General features: G+C 61.7%; 11 protein-coding genes. 6 read left to right on the top strand and 5 right to left on the bottom strand.

Going from position 1 to position 12,462, the window contains the following annotated elements; all coding sequences use genetic code 11:
• Nucleotides 1-4 precede the first annotated feature (4 nt).
• Nucleotides 5-1,021, bottom strand: a complete 1,017-nt coding sequence (locus CLH61_RS16215) for a histone deacetylase family protein (protein WP_099615811.1) — start codon at nt 1,019-1,021, stop codon at nt 5-7.
• Between the two features lie 170 nt (nt 1,022-1,191).
• Between CLH61_RS16215 and CLH61_RS16210 the strand changes: the two genes are divergently transcribed.
• From CLH61_RS16210 to CLH61_RS16200, 3 genes are all read left to right on the top strand, one after another.
• On the top strand, nt 1,192-2,643 hold the full coding sequence (locus CLH61_RS16210; RefSeq protein ID WP_099615810.1) for an NAD-dependent succinate-semialdehyde dehydrogenase: 1,452 nt from the start codon (nt 1,192-1,194) through the stop codon (nt 2,641-2,643).
• 297 nt (nt 2,644-2,940) lie between these two features.
• A complete protein-coding gene (gene uvrD / locus CLH61_RS16205; RefSeq protein WP_099615809.1) occupies nt 2,941-5,106 on the top strand; it encodes a DNA helicase II in 2,166 nt (721 codons plus the stop codon).
• A gap of 41 nt (nt 5,107-5,147) precedes the next feature.
• A complete protein-coding gene (locus CLH61_RS16200; protein ID WP_099615808.1) occupies nt 5,148-5,687 on the top strand; it encodes a manganese efflux pump MntP in 540 nt (179 codons plus the stop codon).
• A 56-nt stretch (nt 5,688-5,743) separates the two neighbouring features.
• Here the strand turns inward: CLH61_RS16200 and arsB are convergent, their stop codons facing one another.
• The 4 genes from arsB to CLH61_RS16180 are packed head-to-tail and all read right to left on the bottom strand — an operon-like array spanning nt 5,744 to nt 9,147.
• Entirely contained in the window at nt 5,744-6,808 is a 1,065-nt protein-coding gene (gene arsB, locus CLH61_RS16195) for an ACR3 family arsenite efflux transporter (protein ID WP_099615807.1), read from the bottom strand.
• A 9-nt stretch (nt 6,809-6,817) separates the two neighbouring features.
• Nucleotides 6,818-7,534, bottom strand: a complete 717-nt coding sequence (gene arsH, locus CLH61_RS16190) for an arsenical resistance protein ArsH (protein WP_099615806.1) — start codon at nt 7,532-7,534, stop codon at nt 6,818-6,820.
• A gap of 29 nt (nt 7,535-7,563) precedes the next feature.
• Nucleotides 7,564-7,794, bottom strand: a complete 231-nt coding sequence (locus tag CLH61_RS16185) for a thioredoxin family protein (protein WP_099615805.1) — start codon at nt 7,792-7,794, stop codon at nt 7,564-7,566.
• A gap of 30 nt (nt 7,795-7,824) precedes the next feature.
• Nucleotides 7,825-9,147: a permease gene (locus tag CLH61_RS16180; RefSeq protein WP_099615804.1), complete on the bottom strand. Its 1,323-nt coding sequence runs from the start codon at nt 9,145-9,147 to the stop codon at nt 7,825-7,827.
• 144 nt (nt 9,148-9,291) lie between these two features.
• Between CLH61_RS16180 and CLH61_RS16175 the strand changes: the two genes are divergently transcribed.
• The 3 genes from CLH61_RS16175 to arsJ are packed head-to-tail and all read left to right on the top strand — an operon-like array spanning nt 9,292 to nt 12,296.
• A complete protein-coding gene (locus tag CLH61_RS16175; protein ID WP_099615803.1) occupies nt 9,292-10,056 on the top strand; it encodes a metalloregulator ArsR/SmtB family transcription factor in 765 nt (254 codons plus the stop codon).
• A gap of 40 nt (nt 10,057-10,096) precedes the next feature.
• Entirely contained in the window at nt 10,097-11,101 is a 1,005-nt protein-coding gene (locus CLH61_RS16170; RefSeq protein ID WP_099615802.1) for an ArsJ-associated glyceraldehyde-3-phosphate dehydrogenase, read from the top strand.
• 1 nt (nt 11,102) lies between these two features.
• On the top strand, nt 11,103-12,296 hold the full coding sequence (gene arsJ / locus CLH61_RS16165; RefSeq protein ID WP_099615801.1) for an organoarsenical effux MFS transporter ArsJ: 1,194 nt from the start codon (nt 11,103-11,105) through the stop codon (nt 12,294-12,296).
• Nucleotides 12,297-12,462 lie beyond the last annotated feature (166 nt).

Genomic DNA, 12,462 nt, shown 5'->3' with positions numbered 1-12,462 from the left:
CGGGTCAGCCATTGAGTCCCTTGAAGAACTGCTGGACGTTGGCGCTGAGGGCTTCAAGGTCGTAACCGCCTTCCTGAACCACCAGGGTGGGCAGGCCGGTGCGGCGAATGTGGTTGCCGAGCCGGCAGAAACCTTCCGAGGTTACCGCAACCTTGGCCTGGGGGTCGTTGTGGTAGATATCAAAGCCCAGTGGCAGTACCAGGGCATCGGGCTGGAACAGCCGGATTGCGGCCAGCGCTTCGTCCAGCCTGGCGAAGAAATGCTCCTCGGAAGAGCCGTGGGGCATGGGCAGATTGATGTTATAGCCGTAGCCCTCGCCCTCGCCCCGCTCATCCTCGAACCCGCTGACCACCGGATAGAAATTGGTGGGATCGCCGTGAATGGACACATACAGCACGTCCCGGCGTGAATAGAAAATTTCCTGGATGCCCTGGCCGTGGTGCATGTCGGTATCCAGAATGGCGACTTTCGGAAACCGTGCCGTCAGTTTCTCTGCCGCGATGGCGGCGTTGTTGAGATAGCAGAACCCGCCCGCGGCATCGCGTCGGGCGTGGTGGCCCGGTGGCCGGCACACCGCGTAGGCAACACGCTCGCCGGCCATCAGGGCGTCGGCGGCCCCCAGGGCGGTCTGGGCCGACCAGTAGGCGGCCTCCCAGGTATTGGCGCCAACCGGACAGCTGCCGTCGGCCAGGTAGTTTGCTGCTTCGGCGAGAATGCCCCGCATCGGATTGGGGGAGCGGACGAAGATGTTCGACATTACTTCATCGCCCCAGTCTTCGGGGATTTCCATCCAGCGCCGGTGGGCTGACTCGAGGAAGCGGAGATAACCCAGGTCATGCACCCTGGATATCGGTCCGGCTCCCTGGTCGGACGGCTGTAACACCGGGATGTCCATGGCCTTGAGTCCTTCCAGCATCTGTCCGGTGCGGTCCGGCACCTCCTGGGGCTGGCGCATCTGGCCCCGGGTAAAGTAGGTCTTCGGGATGTGCTGGTCCTGCAAGGGATGAAAAAACGCTTTCATGGTCCGGCCTCCTGAATCGGTTGTTCTCCGAGTATAGGCGCCATGGCCGGGGGGTCAAAACCGCGGGCCGGGCAGGTACCTGCAACCCTGCCGTTCGCTTTACAGGGTTGGTATCAGAGGCCACTATGGTTGTGATCCCATGTTGTCACAGCGAACCAGAAGGAGCCGAGATGATCGAGTCCCCCCTGTTGAAGAGCATGACTGGCTACATTGGCGGTCGGTGGTCAGTGTCACCGGCCGGAAATACCTTTGATATCTACAATCCGGCCACCGGCGAGGTGATTGCAAAGGTGGCGTCGATGGCGGAAGACGAAATCCGCGCTGCGGTCGACGCCGGCAAGGGTGCCCTGCAGCTGACCCGCCCCTATCCGCTTGAAACCCGCCGCAGGTGGCTGGAACAGATTCGTGACGCCCTGCAGGCCAACCGGGAGGAGATCGGGCGGATTCTCTGTCTGGAACACGGCAAACCGCTGCCGGAAGCCTGTGGTGAGGTGGATTATGCCGCAGGATTCTTCGATTACTGTGCCCGCAACATCCAGGCACTGGAGCCTCATACCCTGAGCGAGCAGCCGCGGAACTGCAGCTGGACGGTCCATTATCGGCCGGTGGGTGTGGCCGGCCTGATTACACCGTGGAACTTCCCGATCGGCATGATTGCCAAGAAGCTGTCGGCCGCACTGGCGGCCGGCTGTCCGTCGGTGATCAAGCCGGCCAGTGAGACCCCGCTGACGATGATCGCCCTGTTCACCCTGCTGGATGAGCAGGTGGAGCTGCCGGATGGCATGGTGAACCTGGTGATGGGCAAGGCCAGTGTGATTGGCAAGGTGCTGTGCGAGCACCCGGACGTACCGATGTTGTCGTTTACCGGCTCCACCGAAGTCGGGCGCATGCTGATTCGGGACACTGCTGACCAGGTCAAGAAGCTGGCCCTCGAACTGGGGGGCAACGCGCCGTTTATCGTTTTTGACGATGCCGACCTGGACGCTGCCGCTGATAACCTCATTGCCAACAAGTTCCGCGGCGGTGGCCAGACTTGCGTATGCGCCAACCGCATCTTTGTCCACGAGAAGGTGGCGGATGCCTTCGGCGAGAAACTGGCGCAGCGGGTCAACCGGATGACGGTTGGTGATGGCATGACCGAGGGCGTTGATATCGGTCCGCTGGTTAATCAACAGGGCTTCGACAAGGTCAGGCGTCACCTGCAGGATGCCCTGGACAAAGGCGCGCAGCTGGTGGCCGGCAAGCCGCCGGCTGAACTGGGTGACGGGTTGTTTTTCCCGCCCACGGTGGTCCAGGGGGTGAATCGCGATATGTGCTGCTACCAGGAGGAAACGTTCGGCCCGCTGGTGCCCATGGCCCTGTTCCGCACCGAGGAGGAGGTCATCGAAGCCGGCAACGATACCGAGTTTGGTCTGGCGTCCTATGTGTTCACTGCCGACGTCGACCGCGCCCAGCGGGTTGCTGCGGGCCTGCGCTTTGGTCATGTGGGCTGGAACACCGGCACCGGGCCGACTCCGGAAGCGCCTTTCGGCGGCATGAAGGCGTCCGGGATTGGCCGTGAGGGGGGGCTGGAAGGTCTGTTCGAGTTTGTCGAACCGCAGACTGTGCCGCGGGGCTTCTGACTCTGTGCACTATCACGCTCATACAGCCCGTGACCCTGGTGCCTGAGCTCGGGTGAGACGGCGGCTCAGGACACGCTACAAGTACATCCATGTGGGCTCGGCGGCGGCCATCCCTGGCCGCCGACGGTCCTGATCCGCCGTCTCACCCGACCTCTGCGACTGTTCAGAGGGCTTATCTGCTGATCCTTCAGCGTGCGTTTCCGGTGACGAAAGAGGGCTATCCACGGCCCGACAACCGGCACTTTGTCCTGTTATACTCTCCCACCTGTTCATTTAACCAGTAGCGAACGACTGTCTATGGATGTCTCCTCGATCATCGATCCCCTCAACGATGCCCAGCGTGAAGCGGTGACGGCACAGAACGATCATTTACTGGTGCTGGCCGGGGCCGGCAGTGGCAAGACCCGGGTGCTGGTGCACCGGATGGCGTGGCTGATGCAGGTGGATCAGGTACCGCCGACGAGCATCCTGGCGGTGACCTTTACCAACAAGGCGGCCAAGGAGATGCGCTACCGGATCGAGCAGATGATGAACCTGCCGACCCGCGGCATGTGGTTTGGTACTTTCCACGGTATTGCTCACCGCTTGCTGCGCTCGCACTGGAAGGATGCCGGCTTGCCGGAAAATTTCCAGGTCCTGGACAGCGATGACCAGTTGCGGCTGGTCAAGCGGGTGATGCGGGAGAACCAGATTGACGAGAGCCGCTGGCCGCCGAAACAGGCGCAGTGGTTTATCAACAGCCAGAAGGATGAGGGGCTGCGGGCGGAGCATATCCAGGAGAATCCGGGGGATCACTTCACCTCGACCATGCTGAAGATCTACCGCCAGTACGAGGCGCTGTGCAACCAGGGCGGGCTGGTGGATTTCGGCGAGCTGTTGCTGCGGTCCCATGAATTATGGCTGCACCGGCCGGAGCTGCTGAGTCATTACCAGAGCCGGTTCCGGCACATTCTGGTGGATGAGTTCCAGGATACCAACACCATCCAGTACGCGTGGTTGCAGGTGCTGGCCAGTAACCGGGTGCCGCTGACGGTGGTGGGGGACGACGATCAGTCCATCTACGGCTGGCGTGGTGCGAAGATCGAGAACATCCAGCAGTTCCAGCGGGACTTCCCGAACTCGCGGCTGGTGCGGCTGGAGCAGAATTACCGCTCCACCCGGCTGATCCTGAAGGCGGCCAACTCGGTGATTGCCAACAACCAGGGCCGCCTGGGCAAGGAGTTGTGGACGGATGGTCCCGAGGGGGAGCCAATCAGCCTGTACGCGGCGTTCAACGAGCAGGATGAAGCCAACTACATCGCCGACTCCATCACCAGCTGGGTGCAGGAAGGGAACCTGCGCAGCGAGTCGGCGATTCTGTACCGTTCCAACGCCCAGTCCCGGGTGCTGGAGGAGGCGCTGGTACGCCAGGGGATTCCATACCGGGTCTACGGCGGCCTGCGCTTTTACGATCGCCAGGAAATCCGCAACGCGCTGGCCTACCTGCGGCTGGTGCATTATCGCCGCGATGACGCAGCGTTCGAGCGGGTCGTCAACATTCCGACCCGGGGTATCGGTGCCAAGAGCCTGGCGGAGTTGCGGGAGTATGCCACCGAACAGGGGATTTCCCTGTGGGAATCCGCCGAGCGCCTGCTGGAGGCGGGCCACGTCAAGGGCCGGGCGAAGACCGGTCTGCAGTCGTTTATGGGGATCATCCGGTCGCTGACCGAGATGGTGGACCATGCCACCCTGCACGGCCTGATGAAGGAAACCATCGAGGCCAGCGGGCTGAAGGATTACCACGCCAGTGAGAAGGGCGAGAAGGGCCAGGCGCGGCTGGAGAACCTGGAGGAGCTGGTCAATGCGCTGGCCGACTTCGAGGTGGAGGACGGTGTTGATCCGCTGGCGGAGTTTCTCGCCAATGCGGCGCTCGATGCCGGCGAAGCCCAGGCCGAAGCCCATGAGGATGGCGTCCAGCTGATGACCCTGCATGCTGCCAAGGGCCTGGAATTCCCGCTGGTGTTCCTGGCCGGGGTGGAGGAAGGGCTGTTCCCCCACAGCATGTCACTGGAGGAGCCGGGGCGGATGGAGGAGGAGCGCCGGCTGGCCTACGTCGGTATCACCCGGGCAATGAAGAAGCTGGTGCTTACTTACGCCGAATCCCGCCGCATGTACGGCCAGGAAAAGTTCAACGCACTGTCGCGGTTTGTCCGCGAGATTCCGGCGGACTGTATCCAGGAGGTGCGGTTGCGTAACACCGTGACCCGTCCGGCCCTGGTCCAGCGCCCCAACGAAAGCCTGTTCAGCCAGGAGGCCGCCAGCCAGGCGGGCTTCAGTCTCGGTCAGCGGGTGCGTCACCCCAAGTTCGGTGAGGGTATTGTGATGAACTGCGAGGGCAGCGGGCACCATACCCGGGTGCAGGTCAATTTTGACGACGGCGCGAAGTGGCTGGTGCTGGCCTATGCACCGCTGGAAGCCTGTTAGTTCCCGATTTTCGTCATCAACGTAACCAGAGAGTTTAGTCCGTGATTGAAGTACTGGTTCTGGCGGTTGCCCTCAGCATGGACGCGTTTGCCGTGTCGATTGGCCTGGGTTCGAAGCACAAGAAGAAAGCGTCGTCCCTCGCGGTAATGGCGGCATTATATTTCGGCCTGTTTCAGGGGCTGATGCCGCTGATCGGTTACCTTGGCGGCAAGGGGGTGCTGGGCTGGGTCGAGGCCTACGCCCCGTGGATCGCATTTGTCCTGCTGGCGCTCATTGGCGGCAAGATGATCTACGAGGCGTTTGCCGAGGGGGTCGAGGAGGACATCGCCATCATCACCCACCGGGTCATGCTGATGCTGGCCATCGCCACCAGCATTGATGCCATGGCCGCCGGATTTGCCCTCACCCTGCTGGATGTCGCGCCCTTGCTCGCTTGTCTGATCATCGGGGTGACGACCCTGCTGTTCAGTGCCGCCGGGGTTTATATCGGTACCCGCAGTGGCACTTTCCTCGAGGGCAAGGCGGAATTTGTCGGTGGCGTGGTGATTGTGCTGATCGGCCTCAAGATCCTGTTCATGTAATCCTGGGGCCGTCGGGGTGGCTGTTGCGAGTGCAGGCTCCGGGCGCAAGCCGGAGCCTAATCCGGAAACCGGTCCCGGGTTTTGTTGGCAATCCGCACCAGTACCAGCATCAGCGGCACCTCCACCAGCACCCCGACCACCGTGGCCAGCGCAGCCCCGGATTGCAGTCCGAACAGGGCGATAGCCGCGGCCACGGCGAGTTCGAAGAAATTGCTGGCACCGATCATGGCGCCGGGTGCGGCAATGCAATGGCGCACTTTCCACAACCGGGCCCAGCCGTAGGCCAGGAAGAAGATCAGGAAGGTCTGCACGATCAGCGGTACCGCAATCAGCGCAATGTGCAGGGGGTTGTTCAGGATCACCTCACCCTGGAAGGCGAACAGCAGCACCAGGGTGACGATCAGTGCCGCTGGCGTGACCGGCCCCAGCCGTTTCATGAACACCTCGTCATACCAGCGCTGGCCGTGGCGGGCAATCAGGATGCGGCGGGTCAGGTAGCCGGCGGCAAGCGGAATGACGATGTACAGCACCACCGACAGCAGCACGGTATCCCAGGGCACCTGGATGTCGGAAATGCCCAGCAGGAACACCACGATCGGTGCGAAGGCAAACAGCATGATGAGGTCGTTCAGGGATACCTGCACCAGAGTGTAGGCGGCATCGCCTTTGGTCAGGTAACTCCAGACAAAGACCATGGCGGTGCAGGGTGCCGCGCCCAGCAGAATCGCACCGGCCAGGTATTCGCTTGCCAGCTGAGGTGAGATCAGCGGCTCGAACACCACGGTGAGGAAAAACCAGGCAATGGCAAACATGGTGAAGGGCTTGATCAGCCAGTTCACGGTCGTGGTGATGGCCAGCCCTTTCGGTTCCCTGCGTACCCCCACCACCGCACTGAAATCAATCTGCGCCATCATCGGGAAGATCATCGCCCAGATCAGGAGGGCGATGGGGATGGACACCTGGGCGTATTCGAAGCGGGACAGGGTTTCCGGCACCGCCGGAGCCAGTTGTCCCAGGGCCACGCCGGTAACAATCGCCAGTGCCACCCAGACCGACAGGTAGCGTTCGAAAATTCCCATGCCGCCGGATGAGGCGTCAGCGGTCAGTTCGTTACTGCTCATTGAACATCCTTAAATGGAACGTTGGTTCACACGCTTCGACAGTTGCTCCGCGCTTTCCTTGCGCTCGGAATAGCGGTCGGTCAGGTACTCACTGCGGTCACGCACCAGCAGGGTGAACTTCACCAGCTCCTCCATCACATCCACAATCCGGTTGTAAAAGGGCGAGGGCTTCATGCGGTCGTTGTCGTCGAACTCCATGAACGCCTTGGGCACCGAGGACTGGTTGGGGATGGTCACCATGCGCATCCAGCGGCCCAGTACCCGCAACTGGTTCACCACATTGAACGTCTGGGAGCCACCACATACCTGCATCACCGCCAGGGTCTTGCCCTGAGTCGGGCGAACGGCACCCATGGCCAGTGGAATCCAGTCAATCTGGGTTTTCATGACGCCGGTCATGGCGCCGTGGCGTTCCGGGGAGCACCACACCATCCCTTCACTCCACTGCACCAGGTCGCGCAACTCCTGAACCTTGGGGTGGGATGCATCCTCGGCATCGGCCAGGGGCAGGCCGCGCGGATTGAAAATGCGGGTTTCGGCGCCCATGGCCTCCAGCAGGCGGGCGGCTTCCTCCACCGCCAGGCGGCTGAAGGAGCGCTCCCGCAGTGAGCCGTAGAGCAGCAGAATTCTCGGCCGGTGGTTTGAAGGCGCTGCGGCAAACAACTCCTCGTTGGTGGGGGCCCGGAACAGCTCGGTATCAATGTTCGGCAGATCAGATGGATTCATGGTCAGCGTCAGGTTTCCTGTAAACGGATTCAGCCCAGAAGTTTCTTGATGTCGTCGGCACTGGCCACCTTGCCTTCCACCGCAACCTCGCCGTCGACGGCCAGGGCGGGGGTGCGCATGATGCCGGCATCAATGATGTCGTTCACGTCGGTCACCTTTTCCACTTCGTAGTCCAGCCCGAGCGCCTTGGCCGCTTCCTCGGCGTTGGTGGTCAGTTGTTTGCACTTGGCGCAGCCACTGCCATAAATGGTGAATTTCATCGTCCTCTCCTTCGCGTATGTGCGGCAGGTTTATACCTGCCAGTTTCCGTAGATAAAGCCGGTGATGGTGGCCATCACCACCACCAGACCACAGTACACCAGGGTTTTCCGGGTGCCCAGAATGGTGCGGATCACCAGCATATTGGGCAACGACAGGGCCGGGCCCGCCAGCAGCAGCGCCAGGGCCGGCCCCTTGCCCATGCCGGAGCCCATCAGGGCTTCGACAATGGGGACCTCGGTCAGGGTGGAGAAATACATCAGGGCGCCCAGTACCGAGGCCAGAATAGTAGAGAGCAGCGAGTTGTCACCCACGGCAGCGGCCACCCATGCCGAGGGAATCATGCCTTCATGGCCGGGGCGGCCGAGGGCGAAGCCCGCCACAAACACCCCGGCCAGCAGCAGCGGCAGGATCTGTTTGGCGAAATCCCAGCTCTGCAACGGCCACTCCCGGTCTTCATCCCGCAAGCTGGCGATCAGCATCAGGCCGCCAATACCGATCACGAAAGGCAGTTCCGGCATGGCCGGAGCCAGGGTGGCCACGATGGCAATCACCGCTGCCAGAATCAGCAGTTGACGGGGTGGCCAGTGCCAACGCCAGACCAGTAGCACGCCCAAGGCCGCAGCCAGGACGGCAGTGATTGGCCATTTCAGATCGTAGACGGCCATCCAGGCGCTGTTATCGGCGGCGGTCCAGTTGGCAAACACCAGAATGCCCACCATCAGGGCAAAGAACAGGGTAATGATCCTTACGGGTTGGTCTGAGTCGTCGCCGCCGAAGCCCCGGGCGCTGCTCACCGACCGTTCGGCTTCTTCCTTGCGGTAGATCAGGTGCATGATGGCCCCGATCACGACCGCGAACACGATGGCACCAATCGCCCGAGCCAGGCCGATTTCCGCACCCAGCACCTTGGCGGTGACCACAATGGCCATGATGTTGATGGCCGGGCCGGAATAGAGAAAGGCCACGGCGGCACCCAGGCCTGCCCCCCGACGGTAAATGCCGCCAAACAGCGGCAGTACGGTGCAGGAGCACACGGCCAGCAAGGTGCCGGATACCGACGCCACACTGAACGCCACCGGCTTGGAAGCGGAGGGACCAAGATAACGCATCACCGAACCCTGGCTGATATAGACCGCCATCGCCCCGGCAATCAGGAAGGCGGGCAACAGGCACAGGATCACATGCTCGCGGGCATACCAGTTGGTCAGCCGGAACGCTTCCAGCACGGCGTTGTCAAAACGTTCGGTACCGGCGGGCATGAAGAAGATGGCCAGGAAGGCGAGGATCATGGCAAACAGCAGGTTGCCTTCCCGCTGATTGTTCCGATAGATCTCCAGCAGTTTTTCTGTCATGGCCCTTTCCGATGTCCTTTGACGGGTTATCCAGCGCTGGCCTTTTACAGGCCGCAGCGTGGGTTACTGTCTTTACTCTGTCACAGTTGAAGGCTATTATCGCAAAAACTGAATATATGGCAATTCGAATATTCGGAAATTCGTATGAAAAGAAGAGTCCTGTTTGTCTGCACCGCCAACAGCGCCCGCTCGCTGATGGCGGAAGCCCTGCTCCGGCACATGGCCGGTGACCGTTTTGAGGTGGCCAGTGCCGGTACCGAGCCTTCGCGGCCCCACCCTCTGGCACTACAGGTGTTACAGGAGGCCGGCATTTCCACCGTAGGGCTGTACAGCAAGTCGGTGGCGGAGCTGCAGGGTCAGTACTGGGATTACGTGATCACCCTGTGTGAAAAGGCCGCCCGGGAGTGCACGCTGGTGGCCTCGGGGGCCCAGCAGATCGCCTGGGATTTTCCGGACCCCGCCGAGGGTAACCGTCACGCCACTTTTGCTTTGACCCTCAAGGAGCTGAAAGAACGCATCGGCCTGTTCACCCTGGTTCACCAGAAAGAGACCGGCCTGACACCGGCCCGCTACCACCCGGTGACCGTGTTCAAGGCGATGGCAGAGGAGCTTCGCCTGGCCGCCCTGTTGCTAATCAGGGACCAGGAAAAGCTGTGCGTATGCGAGCTGACCGAGGCTTTCGACGTATCGCAACCGAAAGTCAGCCGTCATCTGGCCTCGCTGCGGGATGCCGGCCTGCTGGAAACCGAGCGCCGGGGCCAGTGGGTCTATTATTCCCTTGACCCGCACCTGCCGGACTGGGTACTGAGGGTGCTGGATGAAACCGCCCACAACAATGCAGAACTGATCGGGCCGCCACTGGCCAGACTTCAAGCCATGGCGGACCGCCCGGTTGCGCAATGCCCCTGACGAGCCACATACAGATTAGCGAACGCGCAAGGAGACCATCATGAGCAAGATCAAAGTAGGTATTAACGGGTTTGGCCGCATCGGGCGGCTGGCCCTGCGTGCAGCCTGGGAATGGCCGGACATGGAGTTTGTTGCCATCAACGACCCGGGTGCCGATGCCGCAACTCTGGCACACCTGCTGAACTTTGACAGCGTGCACGGTCGCTGGAGCCATGAGGCCGCTGCGGACGGCGAGGATATGGTGATCGGGAGCCAGCGGATTCGTGTCACCCGCAACAAGACCATTAGCGATACCGACTGGTCCGGTTGCGATCTGGTGATCGAAGCCAGTGGCAAGATGAAGACCGTGGAAGTGCTGCAGGGCTATCTGGACCAGGGCGTGAAGCGCGTGGTGGTCACCGCCCCGGTCAAGGAAGCCGGCGCCAAAAACATCGTAATGGGCGTGAACGAAGACATCTTCGACCCCGCCAACGACCGTATTGTGACCGCTGCCTCCTGCACCACCAACTGTCTGGCGCCGGTGGTGAAGGTGATCCACGAGAACCTGGGCATCAAGCACGGCTCCATCACCACCATCCACAGCCTCACCAACACCCAGACCATTCTGGACGCGCCCCACAAGGATCTGCGCCGGGCCCGGGCCTGTGGCAGCTCGCTGATCCCCACCAGTACGGGCTCGGCGACGGCGATTGTCGAGATTTTCCCCGAGCTCAAGGGTCGGCTCGACGGCCACGCGGTGCGTATCCCGCTGACCAATGCTTCGTTGACCGATTGTGTCTTTGAAGTGGAGAAGGCCACCGATCGTGAGACCGTGAACAAATTGCTCAAGGAAGCATCCGAGGAGGAACTGAAAGACATCCTGGGCTATGAAGAGCGCCCGCTGGTGTCCATTGACTACAAGACCGACCCGCGCTCGTCCATTGTCGATGCCCTGTCCACCCTGGTGGTCAACGGTACCCAGGTGAAAATCTACGCCTGGTACGACAACGAGTGGGGTTACGCCAACCGCACCGTCGAGCTGGCGCGAAAGGTAGGTTCTGCCTGATATGACCGCTGCCATCCGCCAGTACCTGGTCATCACCGGCAACTACTGGGCCTTCACCCTGACGGATGGCGCCCTGCGGATGCTGGTGGTGCTGCACTTCCACCAGCTGGGCTATTCGCCGCTGGAAATTGCCCTGTTGTTCATCTTTTACGAGTTCTTCGGGGTGGTGACCAACCTGGTCGGCGGTTACCTGGGCGCCCGCATGGGCCTGAACCGCACCATGAACATCGGGCTGTTCCTGCAGATTGTCGCCCTGGCCATGCTGGCGGTACCGGCGGCGATGCTGACGGTACCCTGGGTGATGGCGGCCCAGGCGCTGTCCGGCATCGCCAAGGATCTCAACAAGATGTCCGCCAAGAGTGGCATCAAGCTGCTGGTGCCGGATGAGCAGCAGGGCACCCTGTACAAGTGGGTGGCGATTCTCACTGGTTCCAAGAACACGCTCAAGGGTGTGGGCTTCTTCCTCGGCGGTGTACTGCTGATGGCGGCCGGTTTTACCGGTGCGGTGATCATCATGGCAGTGGGTCTGGGTGCTGTCTGGCTCGCCAGCCTGTTTCTGCTGGGGCAGGACCTGGGCAAGAGCAAGGCCAAGCCGAAATTCAGCGAGATTCTGTCCAAAAGCCGGGCCATCAATGTACTCTCGGCCGCGCGGATGTTTCTGTTCGGTGCCCGGGACGTGTGGTTTGTGGTTGCCTTGCCGGTCTACCTGCACACGGTGTTCGGCTGGGACTTCTGGCAAGTGGGGGGCTTCATGGCCAGCTGGATTATCGGCTATGGCTTTATCCAGACCATCGCCCCGAAACTTACCGGCCATTCCAATGGCAAATCCGGTGCCGTGCTCTGGGCGGCAGGCCTGGCACTGATTCCAGCCGCCATCGCCGTTGCCCTGGTGGCAGGCTGGCCGGCGCAAACCGTGGTCGTCGGCGGCCTGTTGCTGTTCGGCGTCCTGTTTGCCGTCAACTCCTCCCTGCACAGCTACCTGATTGTCAGCTATGCCCGGGGCGACGGGGTGTCGCTGGACGTGGGTTTCTACTACATGTCCAATGCCGCCGGCCGGCTGCTTGGCACCGTCCTCTCTGGCTGGGTCTATCAGGCCTACGGCCTCGAGGCCTGTCTGTGGATATCCGCGGGACTGGTGGCGACTGCGGCACTGCTATCGCTGATGCTGCCGGAGCGACGGCCGGCGATTGCCTGACGGCAAGGCGCCCACCTGATGAGCGGTCGGGTGCCCCGCGGGTCAGGTTTCCGCGATATAGTGTGCGCAGATTCTAGCCCTTCGGGTAACGGCCAGTGGGTATCGTGAAAACACAGTCTATGGAGTGGTTATGTCTGAATCTGGCGCTGGAGAACAGCGGGGTGTT

It is taken from the genome of Marinobacter profundi (assembly GCF_002744715.1).
Taxonomy (GTDB): Bacteria; Pseudomonadota; Gammaproteobacteria; order Pseudomonadales; family Oleiphilaceae; genus Marinobacter; species Marinobacter profundi.
Note: the sequence above shows the minus strand (reverse complement) of the source record. Positions and strands in the feature narration are given on the sequence as shown.